Here is an 18823-nt window from a genome sequence, read left to right on the forward strand (position 1 = left end):
GCCGGCGGCTGGTGGCTCAATGCAGCCATGAGCTTCGACGTCTCGAGGACCTCCTACGACCAGTACATGGGCCGTTACTCCAACCGCCTGGCGCACGACTTCACAGCATTCGCCGGTCTGACGCCGGACGACTCGGTGCTCGACGTCGGCTGCGGTCCCGGCGCCCTGACCGAGGTGCTCGCCGGGGCCGTCACCCGGGTCGCAGCGGCGGACCCCTCCGAACCGTTCGCCGAGGCGTGCCGGCGGCGCGTACCTGCTGCTGACGTCCGCCAGGCTCCGGCCGACGATCTCCCGTGGGACGACGAGACCTTCGACGCAGTGGTCGCGCAGCTCGTGATCAACTTCCTGCCCGACGCCGACGCCGGCGTGGCCGAGATGGCCCGGGTAGCACGACCCGGCGGGACGCTTGCGGCCTGCACGTGGGACTACGCCGCCGGCATGCAGATGCTGATGACGTTCTGGCAGGCCGCGCAGGACGTCGATCCAGGTGCACGCAACGAGTCGAGCGCGATGCACTACATCACCGCGCCCGAGCTCAGAGACCTGTGGCAGCGTTCCGGACTCACGGACATCCGCACGGAGCAGTTGGTCGTCTCCGCGGAGTACGCCGACTTCGCCGACTACTGGTCACCGTTCCTGCTCGGTGTGGGTCCCGGCGGCGCGTACGTCTCGCGGCTTCCGCCCGACCAGGTCGACCGCGTGCACGACGCCTGCTTCCGGCGGCTCGGCAACCCGGCAGGGGCGTTCACCCTCACCGCACGGGCAGTCGCGGTCAGCGGCCGACGGCCCGACTAGTCGACGATCCGCCGGACGACCTCGGTGATGAGGCCCTCCGACAGCAGCACGTGGTTGGCCGCGGGCCCCAGCGGGATGAAGCTGTCGGCGCTGGTCACGCGCACGATCCGGCCGGTGTGCCCGCCGTCGACCAGTGCCGTGATGATCGACTCCGAGACCCCACCGCTGCGCCGGGTCTCGTCGACGACTACGACCCGGTCGAAGCCGGCCGCCGTGCGCAGCAGCTCCTCGTGCGGCAAGGGAGACAGCCACTGCAGGTCGAGCACGGTGCAGCCGATCCCGTGCGGGGCCAGCTCCGCGGCGGCGCGCAGGCTCAGGCGTACCCCGTTGCCAAACGTCACCATCAGGACGTCGCGGCCCTCGCCGTAGGTCCGCACCCGGCCGAGCTCGGCCGTGGCCTCACCCGGCCAGGCGGCCGGTGGCGCGTACGTGCCGGTCCAGGCGCCGTCTCCGTCCTCGAGGTCGCGCTGGTGATAGAGCGCGATCGGCTCGAGGTAGACGCAGACCCGCCCCTCACCCGCGAGCGCCAGGCACTCGCGCAGCAGCTGAGGAGCGCTCGCGGGATGGCTCGGCACCGCCAGCACGAGCCCGGGGATGTCGCGGAGCACCGCGACGGAGTTGTCGTTGTGGAAGTGCCCGCCGAAGCCCTTCTGGTAGGCCAGTCCGGCGACGCGGACGACCATGCCGTTCTGATAGCTCCCGTTGGAGAAGAAGCGCAGGGTCGCCGCCTCGCCCCGCAGCTGGTCCTCCGCGTTGTGCAGGTAGGCGAGGTACTGGATCTCGGGGATCGGCAGGAACCCGGCGAGCGCGGACCCGAGCGCCGTGCCGAGGATCGTCTGCTCGTCGAGCAAGGTGTCGAACACCCGGTTGGCCCCGAACGCCTTGCGGAGTCCCCGCGTCACGCCGTAGACGCCGCCCTTGCGGCCGATGTCCTCGCCGAACACCAGTGCCTCCGGACGCGCCGCGAGCGCGTCCTTGAGCGCGGCGTTGACGCTCTGCGCGAGCGTCAACGGGCCCTCGTCCTCCGGCAGCCTGTTGCCGAACACGGCGAGCCGTCGTTCTGGCGTCGCGATGACGTCCTGCCGGGGCCGCCGCGCCGTGATCGGCTCGGCGATGAGCTCGGGGTCGGCGAGCCGGCGGGCACCGGCCAAGGCCTTGGCCCGCTGCATCACGGTGGCGCGGGCGTCCTCGTAGCGCGCGAGCGCGGCCTCCGGGGTCAGCACACCGGCATCGATCAGCGCTCCGGCCGTGGCGAGCACGGGATCGCGCGCGTAGTCGTCCTCGATCTCACGCTGCGACCGGTAGGCGATCTCGGCGTCGGAGCCCGCATGACCCATGAACCGGACCGTGCGCACGTGCAGGATCGCCGGACGCCGCTCGGATCGCACCTGGTCGGCCACCCGCGTCGCGGAGGCGAGCAGCTCGACCGGGTCGGCGCCGTCCGCTGAGACGTAGTCGATGGCCGGCCACGACCTCAGCGACCGCTCGACCCAGCCGGCCGGCGACTTGGTGCTGATGCCGATGCCGTTGTCCTCGCAGACGTACAGGATCGGCAGTGGCGCGCCCTGGTGGGCGCAGTATGCCGAGGCGTTGAGCGCGCCGACGGCGGTCGAGTGGTTGGCCGAGGCATCGCCGAAGCTGCACACCACGACCGAGTCGAGCGGCCACGGCGGGACGACCTCGGAGCGAGGAGCCCGGCCGAGGGCAAACGCGAGGCCGAACGCCCTGGGCAGGTGCGAGCCGATCGTCGAGGTCTGCGGGATGACGTTCAGCCGTGGATGCCCGAAGACCTTGTGCCGACCTCCGGAGATCGGGTCGCTCGTCGAGGCGAGTGCTCCGTTGAGCACGTCGTCGATCGCGGTCGACCCGGGCACCTGGGCGGCACGGGCGGCATAGAAGCCACCGGACCGGTAGTGCAGCAGTGCCGGGTCCGTCGGGCGCAACGCCATGGCGACCGCGGCGTTGCTCTCGTGTCCGGCCGAGCCGATCGTGTAGAACGCCTCACCCTGCGTCTGGAGCCAGCGAATCGCCAGGTCGAGGTGGCGGCTCTGCAGCTGCGCATCGAAGTAGGCCAGCAGGTTCTCGGGGTCCGGGACGGACGTGCGTACGTCGTGAGGTGCCGACCAACCCCGCAACCGCCGGACGACGTGATCGTCGATCGACTCGGGCATAGCTCAACGTATCGCGGCCCCAGATCGCCCGGACCGCGCCCTGACCTGCCGAAATGACGCTTTTGCCCAATTTCCCGCCAAACGGGGCCCATTTCTCCGTCACCAACGGCTAGGTGACTCGTTGTTCGATATGGCCGCGACCTTCGCGGGCAGTCGGGGGACTGAATTCTGAGAGATCCTCCGGAGGTCCCCATGTCCCGCCGTCCCATCGCCCTACTGGCATCGACGGCCACCATGGTGGCCGTCGCCTTCGCCGCACTGCCGGCGCAGGCCGCCGACCCAGATCCCAACACCCCGTACGCCTACTACGGCGCCGCCGGTGGCACGTACGTACGTGTGCTCGGCAGCACCGTCGAGTCCGACGCCACGGCCGCGTCGAGCATCAGCGGCACGACGTACCCCAAGCAGAACGCCAACAGCGTGGCCACGGCCCACGTCGGCACCCTGCTCAACGCCGGTGCCGTGTCGACCGAGACCAAGGTCGAGAAGGTCGGCACCGACATCACGCAGACCTCGAGCGCCAAGACCGCCGGGCTCGACCTGCTCAACGGACTCATCAAGGTCAACGCCCTGACCACCGTCACCCAGGCCAAGCGCACCGGCACCGTGCTCAGCGGCGACAGCGACACCGAGCTCGTCGGCGTCGCGATCAAGGGCAAGAACATCCCCTTGAACGTCGACAACAACTTCGGCGTCGACCTCCCGGGCATCGCCTCGGTGATCCTCAACGAGAAGAAGGTCGACATCGTCGGCGGCAAGATCACCGTGACGGGCTCGGCGCTCAAGGTGACCCTGCTCAAGGCGTACGAGGGCTCGCCGATCGGCACGACGATCATCATCAACCCGACGACCTCCACTCTTGCGCCGAGCGAGACGACCTCGACCCAGGTGGGCGGCTACGGCTACGGCACCTACGCCAGCGTCAACCTCGGCACGAGCGTCAAGGTCATCGCAGGACCGAGCGCCCTGGTCGCGACGCCTCCGGGCAGCACCTACGGCTACACGATCTACAACAAGACGGCGGCGGTCAACGTACCCCTCGTCCTGATCATCGGCGCGATCCAGTCGTCGGCCAACTCCGTCAGCACCCCGACGACGGCCGACGTCACCCACACCAACGAGATCGCCGGTGTGAACGTGTTGAACGGCTTGATCAAGGCCAAGGCGGTCTCGGTCAAGGCCAGGTCGCAGAAGACCGGACCGGGACAACGCATCAACACCGCGTCGTCCGACATCGTCAACCTGGTCATCGGCGGCAAGCCGATCACGTTGTCGGCCCAGCCGAACACCGTGATCAACGTGCCGAACGTCGTCAAGGTCGTCGTGAACGAGCAGACGTACAGCTCGATCGGCGCCCAGGTGGTCGGCCTGCACATCACCCTCCTGTCCCCCAGGAGCGGCCTGAAGGCCGGCGCTGAGATCTACGTCGGCGTGGCTGGTTCACTGACCTACTGAGTCACCAGCACAGGAGCCCGGCCCTCGGGGGCCGGGCTCTTGCGCTGTCCGGGTCCGTGCCATGCACCCCTTCCCACGGACGCGAACGAGGCGCATGATCGGGACAGGGGCCTTCTGCCACGAAGGATCGACCATCAGGAGCAGCCTCATGACCACCTCGACGCGCAACATCGACAACCCGCACGAGACCCGCCCGTTCAAGGCCCACGGACATCTGGACGTCATCACGCTGGAAGGCTTCACGATGGGCCGTGGCGTCTTCGAGCCCGGTTGGCGATGGTCCGAGGACGTCAAGCCGATCGCCGGCACCGACTCGTGCCAGACCCGGCACACGGGGTTCTGCCTGTCCGGGCAGATGACGGTGCGATCCGACGACGGGACCGAGCTCACGGTGGGCCCGGGGGACGTCGTGGTGATCGAGCCTGGTCACGACGCGTGGACCGTCGGCGACGAGCCGTGCGTCCTGGTGGACACCGGCGTCGCGGCGTACGCCGTCGCCGACTGACCCCCGGTCCGCCGACAGCGAACACGGGCCTGTCGGCGGAATGAGGACGCCCTCCGCACAGTTGAGCCCATCAGACTCAACTCTGAGGAGAGACCCGTGAGCAACCTGCAGAAGTTCCCCGTGCTGGCCCTCGAGGACGTCGTCGTCCTGCCCGGCATGGTCGTTCCCATCGAGCTCGACGACGCGGCCCGCGCGGCCGTCGACGCAGCCCGCACCAGCAACGACGACCGGCTCCTGGTCGCCCCCCGCCTCGAGGACCGCTACGCCACGCACGGCGTGATCGCGACGATCCAGCAGGTGGGCCGCCTCCCCGGCGGCGGGCCCGGCGCCGTGATCCAGGCCGAGCAGCGCGCGCACATCCAGGGCGGCGTGACCGGCCCGGGCGCCGCGCTCTGGGTCGAGGCCGAGCTGATCGACGACGAGCCGATCACCGAGCACGTACGCGAGCTGGCCGGCGACTACAAGGGCCTGCTCGTGACGATCCTGCAGAAGCGCAACGCGTGGCAGGTCATCGACTCGGTCCAGCGCCTCACCGACCCCGGCGCGCTCGCGGACACCGCGGGCTACGCGTCGTACCTCGACCTCGAGCAGAAGCGCGAGCTCCTCGAGACCCCCGAGGTCGAGCTGCGCCTCACCCTGCTGATCGAGTGGGCCCGCTCCTACCTCGCCGAGAGCGAGGTCAACGAGAAGATCTCCGAGTCGGTCCAGGAGAGCATCGACAAGAACCAGCGTGAGTTCGTGCTGCGTCAGCAGCTCGCCGCGATCCGCAAGGAGCTCGGCGACGACGAGCCGGAGGGCACGCAGGACTACCGCGCCCGGGTCGAGGAGGCCGATCTCCCCGAGGACGTCCGCAAGGCCGCCCTCCGAGAAGTGGGCAAGCTCGAGCGCGGCAGCGACCAGAACCCCGAGTCCGGCTACATCCGCACGTGGCTCGACACGGTCCTGGAGCTCCCCTGGGGCGTCAAGACCGAGGACAACGCCGACATCAAGGGCGCCCGTGAGGTGCTCGACGCTGACCACCACGGCCTCGACGACGTCAAGGACCGCATCGTGGAGTACCTCGCCGTACGCGCCCGCCGCAGCGAGCGTGGCCTCGAGGTCGTGGGCGGCCGCGGATCGGGTGCCGTCATGGCGCTCGTCGGGCCTCCCGGCGTCGGCAAGACCTCGCTCGGTGAGAGCGTCGCGCGTGCCCTCGGCCGCAACTTCGTCCGCGTCGCCCTCGGAGGCGTCCGCGACGAGGCCGAGATCCGTGGCCACCGTCGTACGTACGTCGGCGCGCTGCCGGGCCGCCTGGTCCGCGCGATCGGCGAGGCGGGCTCGATGAACCCCGTCGTGCTGCTCGACGAGATCGACAAGGTCGGCGCCGACTACCGCGGCGATCCCGCGGCGGCGTTGCTCGAGGTGCTCGACCCGGCGCAGAACCACACGTTCCGCGACCACTACCTCGACCTCGACCTGGACCTGTCGGACGTGCTGTTCCTGGCGACCGCCAACGTCATCGAGCAGATCCCACAGCCGCTGCTGGACCGCATGGAGCTCGTGCAGCTCGACGGCTATACCGAGGACGACAAGGTCGCGATCGCTCGGACGTACCTGGCCCCGCGGCAGCTCGAGCGGGCCGCCCTCACGACCGACGAGGTCGAGATCACGGACGGTGCACTGCGCGAGATCGCCGCGTCCTACACGCGTGAGGCCGGCGTGCGCCAGATGGAGCGGCTGCTCGCCAAGGTGTTCCGCAAGGTCACGACCAAGCTGACCGACCCCGACGTCGCCAAGCCGGTCGTCGTCGACGAGAAGACCCTCGTCGACTACGTCGGCCGGCCCAGGTTCACGCCGGAGTCGGAGGAGCGCACGGCGGTGCCGGGCGTCTCCACCGGACTTGCAGTGACCGGCCTGGGCGGCGACGTGCTGTTCATCGAGGCCAGCGCGTACGACGGTGACCGCAGCCTCGCGATCACGGGTCAGCTGGGTGAGGTCATGAAGGAGTCGGCGCAGATCGCGCTGTCCTACGTACGTTCGCACGCCGACGCGATCGGCATCGACTCGGCGACGCTCGAGCGGGCGATCCACCTGCACGTGCCGGCCGGCGCGGTGCCCAAGGACGGCCCGTCCGCGGGCGTCACGATGGTCACGGCGCTGACGTCCCTGGCGCTCGGCCGCAACGTACGGGCCGATGTCGGCATGACCGGCGAGGTCACCCTCAACGGCCGCGTGCTGCCGATCGGCGGCGTCAAGCAGAAGCTCATGGCCGCCCAGCGAGCCGGGCTCAAGACGGTGTTCATCCCGGCGCGCAACGAGGTCGACCTCGTCGACGTCCCCGAGGACGTCCTGGCCGAGCTCGACGTGCGCCCGGTGGCCGACGTCGCGGAGATCCTGGCGCTGGCGCTCGAGCCGGTGGCCGAGGTCAGCGCGACCGTCGCCGCCTAGCGGCCCCTCGGTCCTTGAGCTTGTCGAGAACGTTCTTCCGGCAAGCTCAAGGACCGTTCGCATCTAGAACACGTTCTCGTTTTGATCGACCCAACGGCCATATGGTGCCCACGTTGTGGGTACGGTGTGTTGTAGAGCACACAAAGGCAGGTGGCGATGACGGCGTCGAAGTCGACCGAAGAGCTCACGCGTGTCGTCATACGTTTTGCCGGTGACTCCGGCGACGGCATGCAGCTGACCGGTGACCGGTTCACGCAGGAGACCGCCGACTTCGGCAACGACCTGTCGACCCTGCCCAACTTCCCCGCCGAGATCCGCGCACCCGCTGGCACCCTTCCCGGCGTCTCGTCGTTCCAGATCCACTTCGCCGACTACGACATCCTGACGCCCGGCGACCACCCCGACGTCCTGGTCGCCATGAATCCCGCCGCGCTCAAGGCCAACATCGGCGACCTGCAGGCCGGCGGCACGGCGATCGTCGACGCGCACGAGTTCACCGACCGCAACCTCAAGCGCGTCGGCTACGAGTCCAACCCGCTCGAGGACGGTTCGCTGAGCGACTACCAGCTTCACGCGATCGACCTGACCGGCCTGACGGTCGGCGCCGTCGAGGAGTTCGGCCTGTCGCGCAAGGACGCGTCGCGGGCCAAGAACATGTTCGCCCTCGGGCTGGTCAGTTGGATGTTCGGCCGGTCGATCGACGGCAGCATCGCGTTCCTCGACAAGAAGTTCGCCGGCTCGCCGGCTGTCCGCGACGCCAACGTCGCGGCCCTGCGCACGGGCTACAACTACGGCGAGACGACCGAGTCGTTCGCGGTCTCCTACGTCATCAAGCCCGCCGTGATCCCGTCCGGCCGCTACCGCAACATCACCGGCAACACCGCGCTGTCGTACGGCATCGTCGCCGCGGGCCAGCTGTCGGGCCTGCAGGTGTTCCTCGGCGCCTACCCCATCACCCCAGCGTCGGACATCCTCCACGAGCTGTCCAAGCACAAGGCGTTCGGCGTCACGACGTTCCAGGCCGAGGACGAGATCGCCGGCGTCGGCGCAGCCCTCGGCGCGAGCTTCGCCGGGTCGTTGGGCGTCACCACGACCTCGGGCCCGGGACTCGCGCTCAAGGGCGAGACGATCGGCCTCGGCGTCATGCTCGAGGTCCCACTCGTGATCATCGACGTGCAGCGCGGCGGGCCGTCCACGGGACTGCCGACCAAGACCGAGCAGTCAGACCTCCTGCAGGCGATGAACGGCCGCAACGGCGAGGCCCCCGTGCCGGTCATCGCCCCGCAGTCCCCCGCCGACTGCTTCGACGCCGCGATCGAGGCGGCCCGGATCGCGGTCACCTACCGGACCCCGGTGATCCTGCTGTCCGACGGCTATCTCGCCAACGGGTCGGAGCCGTGGAGCCTGCCCGACGTCGAGTCACTGCCGCGGATCGAGCCCGGCTTCGCCACGTCCGACCCGGACACGGCGTTCCTGCCGTACGCCCGCGACCCGCAGACGCTCGCCCGCCCCTGGGCGCCACCCGGCGTCGCCGGCCTCGAGCACCGCATCGGCGGGCTCGAGAAGGCCGACGGCACCGGTGACATCTCCTACGACCCGGCCAACCACGACCACATGGTGCGCCTCCGGCAGGCCAAGGTCGACGGCATCGCCGCGACGATCCCCGAGGTCGAGGTCGACGACCCCGACGGCCACGCCAAGATCCTCGTGATCGGCTGGGGATCGACCTACGGCCCGATCGGCGCCGGCTGCCGCCGTGCCCGCGTCGCGGGGCACCGCATCGCGCAGGCCCACCTGCGCCACCTCAACCCGTTCCCGGCCAACCTCGGAGAGGTGCTGGCGGCGTACGACCGGGTCATCGTGCCCGAGATGAACCTCGGCCAGCTCCGCAGCCTGTTGCGCGCCAAGTACCTCGTCGACGCGGAGGGCTACAACGCCGTGCGCGGCATGCCGTTCGGTGCCGCCGAGCTCGGCCAGCACTTCATCGAGCTGTGCATCAAGGAGGGCGAATGACCACCGATCTCGGCATGCCCGGGCTGGGGCTTGAGGGCGTACCCACTGCCGACGAGCCGCAGACCCGCAAGGACTTCGCGTCGGACCAGGAGGTCCGCTGGTGCCCGGGCTGCGGCGACTACGCGATCCTCGCCGCCGTGCAGGGCTTCATGCCCGAGCTGGGACTGCGCCGCGAGAACATCGTCTTCATCTCCGGCATCGGCTGCGCCGCGCGGTTCCCCTACTACCTCGACACCTACGGCCTGCACTCGATCCACGGTCGCGCGCCCGCGATCGCGACCGGCATCGCGACGACCCGGGCCGACCTCAGCGTGTGGGTCGTCACGGGCGACGGCGACGCGTTGTCGATCGGTGGCAACCACCTGATCCACGCACTGCGGCGCAACGTCAACATGACGATCCTGCTGTTCAACAACCGCATCTACGGGCTGACCAAGGGCCAGTACTCCCCCACGTCCGAGCCCGGCAAGGTCACCAAGTCGACGCCGTTCGGCTCGATCGACGCCCCGCTCAACCCGCTGTCACTCGCGCTCGGCGCCGAGGCGACGTTCGTCGCCCGCACGATCGACTCCGACCGCAAGCACCTCACGGCGGTGCTGTCGGCAGCTGCCCGGCACCGCGGGACGTCGCTCGTCGAGATCTACCAGAACTGCCCGATCTTCAACGACGGCGCGTTCGACGCGATCAAGGACCCCGAGACGCGCGACGACGCCATCATCCCCCTCGTGCACGGCGAGCCGATCCGGTTCGGCGCCGACGGCCGGCTCGGCGTCGTCCGTACGCCCGGCGGCGGCGTCGACGTGGTCGAGATCGACGACTCCAACACCGGCGACGTGCTGGTGCATGACGCGCACGCGGAGGACGCCACCACGGCGTTCGCCCTGTCGCGCATCACCGACAGCGGCGTCGTCCACCGGGCGCCGATCGGCGTGTTCCGCCAGGTCGAGCGGCCGACGTACGACGACCTCAGCCGCGAGCAGGCCGTGCTCGCCGGCGATCCGCCCTCGCTGCAGGACCTGCTCGACGGCCCCGACGCCTGGACCGTGGCCTGAACCTCCGCGAAGTGTGGAGTTTCAGGCCCTTCAGACGCGCCGTAGCGCCTCCAACCTCACAAATCGCGGAGGTCAGAGTGCGGCGTACTGCGGCTTGATGACGTCGTTGATGATCGCGAGTCGCTGGTCGAACGGCAGGAACGCGCTCTTCATCGCGTTGATCGTGAACCACCGCAGGTCGGCGATGTCGTAGCCGAACGCATCGACGAGCAGCTGGAACTCGCGGCTCATCGACGTACCGCTCATGAGCCGGTTGTCGCAGTTGACCGTGACGCGGAAGCCGAGGTCCTTGAGCTTGCCGATCGGGTGATCGGCGATCGAGCGCATGTTGGGCACCGCGTGCGTCTGCAGGTTGGACGACGGGCACATCTCGAGCGGGATGCGGCGATCGCGGATGTAGGCCGCGAGTCGCCCGAGCGTCGGCCCGCCGGGCGCGTCGAAGTCGATGTCGTCGACGATGCGTACGCCGTGGCCGAGGCGCTCCGCACCACACCGCTGGATGGCCTGCCAGATCGACGGCAGCCCGAACGCCTCGCCGGCGTGGATCGTGAAGTGCGCGTTCTCGCGGCGGAGGTACTCGAACGCCTCGAGGTGCAGGATCGGCGGGAACCCGTCCTCGGCGCCGGCGATGTCGAAGCCGGCGACGCCGCGATCGCGGTACTCCACGGCGATCTCTGCGATCTCCATGCCGCGCTTGGCATGTCGCATCGCGGTCAGGAGCTGCCCCACGACGATCGGATGGCCGAGGCCCGCGGCCTCCTCCTGGCCCTTGACGATGCCCTCCTGCACGGCCTCGACGGTCTCGGGCAGCGAGAGGCCCGCCGACAGGTGCTGCTCGGGGGCCCAACGGAGCTCGGCATAGACGACGCCGTCGGCGGCCAGGTCGACGACTGCCTCACGGGCGACCCGGGCGAGGTCCTCAGGTCGCTGCATCACCGCGACCGTGTGGATGAACGTCTCGAGGTAACGCTCCAGCGAGCCGGAGCTCGACGCCTCCTCGAACCACGCGCCGAGGGACGCGGCGTCATCGGCGGGCAGGTCATGGCCGATCTCGTCGGCGATCTCGACGATCGTCGCCGGTCGGACACCCCCGTCGAGGTGCTCGTGGAGGGCGACCTTGGGGGCCTTGGCGATCTGTTCGGAAGTGGCGCTCACAGGGTCATCGTGTCATGACGCCATGAGCAGGACGACGGTCTCCGCCACGCAGGCCGGCTTGTCCTTGCCCTTGATCTCGACGGTGTGCTGCAGCGTCGCGCGCTGACCCTTCTCGATCTCCTCGACCTCGAGCAGCTCGACCCGGTTGCGCACCTTGGAGCCGACGAGCACGGGCGAGACGAAACGCACCTTGTTGAGGCCGTAGTTGACGCGGGCGACGTTGCCGGCGAAGGCGTAGACCTGCGCTCCGAGGAACGGCAGCATCGACAGCGTGAGGTAGCCGTGGGCCACGGTGGCACCGAAGGGCCCGTCTGCGGCCCGCTCGGGATCGACGTGGATCCACTGACGATCACCCGTCGCGTCCGCGAACAGATCGATCCGCTCCTGCGTGATCGCGACCCACTCGCTGACGCCGAGTTCCTGCCCGGCGGCGGCCGCGATCTCCTTGCTGTTGTTCAAGATGCGCATGCTTCACAACCTAACGAATGCGGTCGATGACGACCGACGACGCGTCGACCTGGCCTGCTCCGATGTCGTACCCGCCCTCGAGGGCGGCAACCGCGCGGTCGAACCGCTCAGGCGTGTCCGTCTGCAAGGTCAGCAGGGGCTGGCCGGCGGTGACCTGGTCGCCGGGCTTGGCGTGCATCACGACGCCCGCTGCGGCCTGCACCTGCTCGCCCGGGCGGGACCGGCCCGCACCGAGCCGCCAGGCGGCCACACCGACGCTGAGGGCGTCGAGGCGGGTCAGCGTGCCCGAGGCCGGCGCGCTGATGACGTGCGTCTCCTTGGGCGTGGGCAGCGCGGCGTCGGGATCGCCGCCCTGGGCCGAGATCATCCGCTTCCACACGTCCATCGCCCGACCCTTGGCGAGCACGTCCGCAGGATCGACGTCGTCCTTGCCTGCGGCGGCGAGCATCTCGCGCGCCAGCTCGACGGTCAGCTCGACGACGTCGGTCGGGCCGCCGCCTGCGAGCACCTCGACGGACTCGGCGACCTCGCACGCGTTGCCGGCGGTCAGCCCGAGCGGGGTCGACATGTCGGTGAGCAGCGCGACCGTCGTGACGCCCGCGTCGTTGCCCAGCGCGACCATGGTCTCGGCCAGCTCGCGCGCCATGGGCTCGGTCTTCATGAAGGCGCCCGAGCCGACCTTGACGTCGAGCACCAGGGCGCCCGTGCCCTCGGCGATCTTCTTGCTCATGATCGAGCTGGCGATCAGCGGGATGGCCTCGACCGTGCCGGTGACGTCCCGCAGCGCGTACAGCTTCTTGTCGGCCGGCGCGAGGCCAGGACCGGCGGCGCAGATGACGGCGCCGACGTCCTCGAGCTGCGCCATCATCTCGTCGTTGGTCAGCGCGGCCCGCCAGCCGGGGATCGCCTCGAGCTTGTCGAGCGTGCCGCCGGTGTGGCCCAGCCCGCGGCCGGACAGCTGCGGCACGGCGATGCCGCACGCGGCGACGAGCGGCGCGAGCGGCAGGGTGATCTTGTCGCCGACCCCGCCGGTCGAGTGCTTGTCGGCGGTCTTCCACGACAGCGACGAGAAGTCCATGCGCTCGCCGCTGTCGATCATCGCGCGGGTCCAGCGGCTGATCTCGCGGCGGTTCATGCCGTTGAGCAGGATCGCCATCGCGAGCGCCGACATCTGCTCGTCGGCGACGACGCCGCGGGTGTAGGCGTCGACGACCCAGTCGATCTGGGCATCGTCGAGCTCGTGCTTGTCGCGCTTCGCCGCAATCACCTCAACGGCGTCGAAGGGTTCGGTCATGCGTGTCCTCCTAGGACGTCGATGCGCTCGAAGCCGCGCAGCACCCACGTCGGGCGGCGCGGCGCCTCGCCCGCCAGCGTGAGAGCGGGGAAGCGGTCGAGCAGTGTCTTCAGGCTGATCTGCAGCTCGAGCCGGGCGAGCGGTGCTCCGAGGCAGAAGTGCAGGCCCATGCCGAAGCCGACATGGGGGTTGGGATCGCGGCCCACGTCGAACGTGTCCGCGTCGGTGAACGCTTCGGCGTCACGGTTGGCCGAGCCCATCAGGCAGGCGACCTTCTGCCCGGCCTTGATCGTCTCGCCGCATACCTCGACGTCGGCGGTGGCCGTACGCTCGAACAGCTGCAGGGGCGCGTCGAACCGGATGAGCTCCTCGAGCGCGATCTCGACCGACACGTCGCCTGAGGTCACCCGGGCCAGCTGGTCGCGATGGCTCAGCAGCGCGTGGATGCCGTTGCCGAACACGTTGACCGAGGCCTCGTGGCCGGCGTTGAGCAGCAGGACGACCGAGGCGACGAGCTCGTCGTCGGTCAGCTTGGACCCCTCGTCGCGCGCGGTGATCAGGTCGCTGATCAGGTCGTCGCCGAGGTTCGTTCGCCGCTCGGCGACCACGGCGCGTACGTAGTCGGAGAACGCCGTGCTCGCTGCGATCGCCTCGCCCCTCGTCGTCTCGTCGACGTTGGGCTCGTACATGTGGACGATGGCCTGCGACCAGGCACGCAGGCGTACGTGGTCCTCCCGAGGTACGCCCAACAGGTCGGCGATGACGTAGACCGGCATCGGCTCGGCGTAGCGACTGAGGATGTCCACCTGCTGGGGAGATCGTTCGCCGTCGCCGGGCCCGAACAACCCATCCACCATCTCCGTGGCCAGGTCTTGGATTCGAGACCTCATGCGTTCGACGTGGCCACGGCCGAATGCGGAGGCGACGAGCCGTCGCAGACGCGTGTGCTCGGGGGGTTCGTTCTCCATCATCTGGTTGCGGTGGAGCGCGTTGAACGGCTCCATCTCCGCCGCCGGCTCCCAGTCGGTCCAGAGCCGGCCGAACGCACGGTTGCGCAGGACCTGGCTCACGGCCTCGTGGGTCGTCGCGAGCCAGACGCCCATCGGCTCGTGCCACAGCACCGGGCCGGTCGCCCGCAGCGCGGCGAGCACCGGGTAGGGATCGTGCAGGAAGTCGGGGTTGCCGGGGTCGAGCTGGACCGCGTAACGCGTCAACGCTGGTCCAGGTCGTCGGCCCCGAAGGCGTCCGGGAGCACTTCGGTCATGGTCTTGACCCCGCTCGGCGTCATGAGCTGCATGTCCGGCCCGCCGTTCTCCCACAGGAGCTGGCGGCAGCGTCCACACGGCATCAGAGCGGCCCCCTTGGCATCCACGCATGCCACCGCGATCAACCGCCCACCACCGGTCGCGTGCAGTGCCGACACCATGCCGCACTCGGCGCAGAGCCCGACCCCGTAGGCCGCGTTCTCGACGTTGCAGCCCAGCACGACCCGCCCGTCGTCGACGAGCCCGGCCACCCCGACCTTGAACTCGGAGTAGGGCGCGTAGGCGCGTCCCATGACCTCGGTCGCGTACTTCGCCAGCGAGTCCCAGTCGATCGGGTCGTCCGGACCCGAAATTCCCAACGCCACTATCCCGCACTTCCCTTGCGATAGGGCTGGCCGTCGGCCGCGGGCATTCGCAGCCGTTGAGCGCCGAGCGCCAGGACGAACAAGGTCGTGACGTACGGCGTCATGACCGTGAACTCGCGCGGGACCGAGTCGGTCAGCAGGAACCAGGCCAGCACCGCGGCGCCGGCGACGCCCATGATGATCGCGCCGTTGACCTGCCCGCGCACCACTCGCAGCGCCGCGATCAGGAGCAGCGCCAGGGCGACGAGCAGCAGCAGCGCGTGCACCGCATCGGTGTCACGCAGGCGGAGCGAGTCGGTGTAGCCGAACGTCAAGGCACCCATGAGCAGCCCGCCCGGACGCCAGTTGCCGAAGATCATCGCGGCGAGGCCGATGTAGCCGCGACCTCCGGTCTGGCTCGCGCTGTAGCCGCTGGAGGAGACCAGGGCGAGGAAGCCGCCGCCGATCCCGGCGAGCGCGCCGGACACCAGCACGGCGATGTACTTGTAGAGGTAGACGTTGACGCCGAGCGTCTCGGCGGCCTGCGGGTTCTCACCACACGAGCGGAGCCGCAGGCCGAACGACGTACGCCAGAGAATCAGGGCGGACGCGACGACCAGGCCGAAGATGACCAGGCTGAGCGACGAGATGTTGGTCGTGAGCGCCTCGACCATCGACGCGACGTCCGAGACGAAGAACCAGTGGTGGTCGGCCACGCTGCCCGCGGCGTCGGAGATGCCGGGGATCGTGATGTTCGTGGGCGCGTCCAGCCCGACAAGCTGGCGGGGGCCGCCGCCCTCGTAGTCGGGGAAGATCGCCTCGGCCAGGTAGGTCGCCGCACCGGCGCCGATCAGGTTGATCGCCACACCGGACACGATGTGGTCGACGCCGAACGTCACGGTCGCCACCGCGTGCAGCAGTCCGCCGATGAGCCCTAGCAACGCAGCACCGAGGATGCCGACCCAGGGGCCGTAGTGGTAGGTGAAGAACGCCGCGCCCCAGGTGCCGAGGATCATCTGGCCCTCGAGGCCGATGTTGACGACGCCGGAACGCTCCGCCCACAGGCCGCCGAGCGCCGCCATGAGGATCGGGCACGTCGCGATGATCGCGGCGCGGATCGTGCCGGTCGAGTCGAGGTCGTTGGTGTCGGTCACGATGCGCACGAGGGACACCACCGCGATGCCGACCAGCGAGAGGTAGAACCAGTTCTTGGTCAATCGGGCGAGCAGGCCGGGCTGTGTCGTCGTCTGGGTCGTGGTCATGCCGTCGCCTCCACGGTGCCGAGCTCCTGGGCCACGACGCGCTGCTCGAGCCGGGCGCGCCATCGGCGGACCACCTCGTAGCTCACCACGACCGCGAGGACCGCGACGCCCTGGGTGATCTGCACGATGCTCGGCGAGACGTCGGTGCCGAACGTCAGCGTGTTGGACTGCGCCGACAAGAACGCGAACAGGACCGCGCCGAACAGCATGCCGAGTGGTCGGTTGCGGCCCAGCAGCGCCACGGCGATCCCAGTGAAACCGAGCTGGGACTGGTAGGACGTGCCGTACGACCCGGCCGCGCCGAACAGCGCCGGCAGCCAGATCAGGCCGGCGACGCCGCCCGACAGCATCATCGAGACCACGATCATGCGCTTGGGGTTGACGCCCGAGGCGAGGGCTGCGGTCTGCGACTGCCCGCTGGCGCGCAGGTCGAAGCCGAAGCGGGTCTTGTTGAGCAGCACCCAGAAGCCGACGCCGACGAGCACGGCCAGGATCGACAGGGCCCAGATCTGCCCGTCCCTGGCCTCGTAGGGCGTGAAGCCCTTGACCATGCTGCCGCTCTCGATCGTCTTGGTGTGCACGGTGTTGCCCTCGTGCACGCCGTGCCGGTCGACGAGATAGCCGACCAAGGTCACCGCGATCGCGTTGAGCATGATCGTCGAGATGACCTCGCTCACCCCGCGGGTCGTCCGGAGGATGCCGGCGATCCCGGCCCACGCGGCGCCGACAGCCATGGCGATGATGATCGAGACCGCCACGTTGGCGAAGCCACCCAGGTAGGCAGCCCCGGCGAACGACGCGGCCGCGAACGAGGCCATGAGGTACTGCCCCTCGATGCCGATGTTGAACAACCCCATGCGGAAGCCGATCGCGGCAGCCACCGCGGAGGTGTAGATCATCGCGGTCTGGTTGACGATGTTGACCCGCAGGCGCGGCGTCGGGTCGCTGAACATCGCCGACCAGAAGTCGCCCGGCGAGCTGCCGACAGCGGCGATGACGATCGTGGTGACCAGCACCGAGACGGCGATCGCGATGGCCGGAGCCAGCAGCGCCATCCCGATCCTGCGCAGCTGAACGGCGTTCATGCCGCCTCCCCTCCGGTCATGGCGGCGCCGAGATCCTGCGGCGTCACGGTGGACGGCTCGAACGTGCCGACGAACCGGCCGCGCAGGATCACCTGGATCGTGTCGGACAGGCCGATCAGCTCGTCGAGGTCGGCCGAGATCAGCAGCACGGCGAGACCCGCACGACGGGCCTGCTTGATGTGGCCCCAGATCGCAGCCTGCGCGCCGACGTCGACGCCGCGGGTCGGGTGAGAGGCGATCAGGAGCTTGGGGTTGCCGCTCATCTCGCGGCCCACGATGAGCTTCTGCTGGTTGCCGCCGGACAGGGCCCGGGCCAGCGTGTCGATGCCCGGCGCGCGCACGTCGTAGTCCGCCATGATCCGCGTCGTGTCCTTGCGGGCACCGGAACGGTTGATCCACGGTCCCTTGACGTTGGGCGCCTCGGTCTGGTGGCCGAGGATGCGGTTCTCCCAGAGGGGAGAGTCCAGGAGCAGGCCGTGCCGGTGCCGGTCCTCGGGGATGTAGGCGATGCCGGCCTCACGGAGCTTGCGCGTGTGCCAGTGCGTGACGTCTTCGCCACTCAACGTGATGCGCCCGGCCGTGGGGATGTGCATGCCCATGATGGCCTCGACGAGCTCGGACTGGCCATTGCCCTCGACGCCGGCGATGCCCAGGATCTCACCGCGGTGGATCGTCAGCGAGATGTCGCTCAGCACGTCGCGGCCGAAGTCGTCGGTCAGCGTCACGTCATGGAGCTCGAGCTCGACGGTGTCGGTGACGGTCGACTCCTCGGTCTCCGGCGACGGCAGCTCGGACCCGACCATCAGCTCGGCGAGCTGGCGCTTGGTCGCGGTCTTGGGGTCGGCCGTGCCGACAGTCGTGCCACGACGCATGACGGTGATGTCATCGGCGATCGCGAGGACCTCGTCGAGCTTGTGCGAGATGAACAACACGGAGTTGCCGGCACTGCGCAGCTCGCGCAGGTTGGCGAACAACGCGTCGACCTCCTGCGGCACGAGGACCGCGGTCGGCTCGTCGAGGATGATGATCTTGGCGCCCCGGTAGAGGACCTTGGCGATCTCGAGCCGTTGCCGGGCGGCCACGCCGAGCCGTTCGACCAGCACGTCGGGCTCCAGGTCGAAGCCGAAGCGGTCGGAGATGCGGCGGATCTCGGACCGGGCGTCGTCACCGATGCCGTGCAGCTTCTCGGCGCCGAGCACCATGTTCTCGAGCACGGTCAGGTTGTCGGCGAGCATGAAGTGCTGGAACACCATGCCGACGCCATGCGCGATCGCGTCGGTCGGCGTCCGCAGGGTGACCTCGGCGCCGTCGATCTCGATCGTGCCCTCGTCGGGCCTCTGGACCCCGTAGAGGATCTTCATCAGCGTCGACTTGCCGGCGCCGTTCTCGCCGATCAGGGCGTGAACCGTGCCCGAGCGGATCGTCACGTCGACGTCATGGTTGGCGATCACACCGGGGAACCGTTTGCCGATCCCTCGCAGCTTCACCGCATCCACTTCAGATGGCACGGACACTCCTCCCGCAACATTCAA

Annotated in this window: 15 protein-coding genes; 6 read left to right on the plus strand and 9 right to left on the minus strand. The window is 69.4% G+C overall.

Annotated elements, in window-relative coordinates; translation table 11 throughout:
- Positions 1–27: 27 nt before the first annotated feature.
- Positions 28–795: a class I SAM-dependent methyltransferase gene (locus tag ASE12_RS07395; protein WP_056398856.1), complete on the plus strand. Its 768-nt coding sequence runs from the start codon at positions 28–30 to the stop codon at positions 793–795.
- On the opposite strand, the gene ASE12_RS07400 is transcribed toward ASE12_RS07395, so the two are convergent.
- Complete coding sequence (locus ASE12_RS07400) at positions 792–2966, minus strand: thiamine pyrophosphate-dependent enzyme (protein ID WP_056398857.1); 2175 nt, start codon at positions 2964–2966, stop codon at positions 792–794. The genes ASE12_RS07395 and ASE12_RS07400 overlap by 4 nt on opposite strands.
- A 192-nt stretch (positions 2967–3158) precedes the next feature.
- Here ASE12_RS07400 and ASE12_RS07405 point away from each other — a divergent pair, with 192 nt between their 5' ends.
- The 5 genes from ASE12_RS07405 to ASE12_RS07425 all read left to right on the plus strand — a co-directional run bounded on the left by ASE12_RS07405 (position 3159) and on the right by ASE12_RS07425 (position 10418).
- A complete protein-coding gene (locus tag ASE12_RS07405) occupies positions 3159–4421 on the plus strand; it encodes a choice-of-anchor P family protein (protein WP_157412843.1) in 1263 nt (420 codons plus the stop codon).
- Positions 4422–4569: 148 nt separating this feature from the next.
- Entirely contained in the window at positions 4570–4926 is a 357-nt protein-coding gene (locus ASE12_RS07410; RefSeq protein WP_056398862.1) for a cupin domain-containing protein, read from the plus strand.
- 96 nt (positions 4927–5022) lie between these two features.
- Positions 5023–7353, plus strand: a complete 2331-nt coding sequence (gene lon, locus ASE12_RS07415) for an endopeptidase La (protein WP_056398865.1) — start codon at positions 5023–5025, stop codon at positions 7351–7353.
- A gap of 156 nt (positions 7354–7509) precedes the next feature.
- On the plus strand, positions 7510–9366 hold the full coding sequence (locus tag ASE12_RS07420) for a 2-oxoacid:acceptor oxidoreductase subunit alpha (protein ID WP_056398867.1): 1857 nt from the start codon (positions 7510–7512) through the stop codon (positions 9364–9366).
- Positions 9363–10418, plus strand: a complete 1056-nt coding sequence (locus ASE12_RS07425; protein WP_056398869.1) for a 2-oxoacid:ferredoxin oxidoreductase subunit beta — start codon at positions 9363–9365, stop codon at positions 10416–10418. The genes ASE12_RS07420 and ASE12_RS07425 overlap by 4 nt, the downstream gene beginning before the upstream one ends.
- A gap of 72 nt (positions 10419–10490) precedes the next feature.
- On the opposite strand, the gene ASE12_RS07430 is transcribed toward ASE12_RS07425, so the two are convergent.
- From ASE12_RS07430 to ASE12_RS07465, 8 genes are read right to left on the minus strand one after another with little or no spacing between them, the layout of a single operon-like run.
- Positions 10491–11573, minus strand: a complete 1083-nt coding sequence (locus ASE12_RS07430) for an adenosine deaminase (RefSeq protein WP_056398872.1) — start codon at positions 11571–11573, stop codon at positions 10491–10493.
- Positions 11574–11585: 12 nt separating this feature from the next.
- Positions 11586–12041, minus strand: a complete 456-nt coding sequence (locus tag ASE12_RS07435) for a MaoC family dehydratase (RefSeq protein ID WP_056398874.1) — start codon at positions 12039–12041, stop codon at positions 11586–11588.
- Between the two features lie 10 nt (positions 12042–12051).
- A complete protein-coding gene (locus ASE12_RS07440) occupies positions 12052–13335 on the minus strand; it encodes a thymidine phosphorylase (RefSeq protein ID WP_056398876.1) in 1284 nt (427 codons plus the stop codon).
- Entirely contained in the window at positions 13332–14549 is a 1218-nt protein-coding gene (locus ASE12_RS07445; protein ID WP_056398877.1) for a cytochrome P450, read from the minus strand. Before ASE12_RS07445 ends, ASE12_RS07440 begins: the two co-directional genes overlap by 4 nt.
- Positions 14546–14959 (minus strand): cytidine deaminase, encoded by a 414-nt coding sequence (locus tag ASE12_RS07450; protein WP_369797242.1) that lies wholly within the window; start codon positions 14957–14959, stop codon positions 14546–14548. The genes ASE12_RS07445 and ASE12_RS07450 overlap by 4 nt, the downstream gene beginning before the upstream one ends.
- Before the next feature lie 5 nt (positions 14960–14964).
- Positions 14965–16206 (minus strand): ABC transporter permease, encoded by a 1242-nt coding sequence (locus tag ASE12_RS07455; RefSeq protein ID WP_056398878.1) that lies wholly within the window; start codon positions 16204–16206, stop codon positions 14965–14967.
- The gene (locus ASE12_RS07460; RefSeq protein ID WP_056398879.1) at positions 16203–17291 is read right to left on the minus strand and encodes an ABC transporter permease; all 1089 of its coding nucleotides are present in this window, start codon (positions 17289–17291) and stop codon (positions 16203–16205) included. Before ASE12_RS07460 ends, ASE12_RS07455 begins: the two co-directional genes overlap by 4 nt.
- Positions 17288–18799 (minus strand): ABC transporter ATP-binding protein, encoded by a 1512-nt coding sequence (locus tag ASE12_RS07465; RefSeq protein WP_235508865.1) that lies wholly within the window; start codon positions 18797–18799, stop codon positions 17288–17290. The genes ASE12_RS07460 and ASE12_RS07465 overlap by 4 nt, the downstream gene beginning before the upstream one ends.
- Positions 18800–18823: the final 24 nt, after the last annotated feature.

Origin of the sequence: Aeromicrobium sp. Root236 (assembly GCF_001428805.1) — a bacterium.
Classification (GTDB): Bacteria; Actinomycetota; Actinomycetes; order Propionibacteriales; family Nocardioidaceae; genus Aeromicrobium.

Excerpts from the sequence above, each read along its gene's own strand:
- ASE12_RS07410 (WP_056398862.1), top strand. The coding sequence starts at position 4,570 with ATGACCACCTCGACGCGCAACATCGACAACCCGCACGAGACCCGCCCG.
- ASE12_RS07435 (WP_056398874.1), bottom strand. The coding sequence starts at position 12,041 with ATGCGCATCTTGAACAACAGCAAGGAGATCGCGGCCGCCGCCGGGCAG.
- ASE12_RS07460 (WP_056398879.1), bottom strand. The coding sequence starts at position 17,291 with ATGAACGCCGTTCAGCTGCGCAGGATCGGGATGGCGCTGCTGGCTCCG.
- ASE12_RS07395 (WP_056398856.1), top strand. The coding sequence starts at position 28 with ATGAGCTTCGACGTCTCGAGGACCTCCTACGACCAGTACATGGGCCGT.
- ASE12_RS07440 (WP_056398876.1), bottom strand. The coding sequence starts at position 13,335 with ATGACCGAACCCTTCGACGCCGTTGAGGTGATTGCGGCGAAGCGCGAC.
- ASE12_RS07405 (WP_157412843.1), top strand. The coding sequence starts at position 3,159 with ATGTCCCGCCGTCCCATCGCCCTACTGGCATCGACGGCCACCATGGTG.
- ASE12_RS07400 (WP_056398857.1), bottom strand. The coding sequence starts at position 2,966 with ATGCCCGAGTCGATCGACGATCACGTCGTCCGGCGGTTGCGGGGTTGG.
- ASE12_RS07420 (WP_056398867.1), top strand. The coding sequence starts at position 7,510 with ATGACGGCGTCGAAGTCGACCGAAGAGCTCACGCGTGTCGTCATACGT.
- ASE12_RS07455 (WP_056398878.1), bottom strand. The coding sequence starts at position 16,206 with ATGACCACGACCCAGACGACGACACAGCCCGGCCTGCTCGCCCGATTG.
- ASE12_RS07425 (WP_056398869.1), top strand. The coding sequence starts at position 9,363 with ATGACCACCGATCTCGGCATGCCCGGGCTGGGGCTTGAGGGCGTACCC.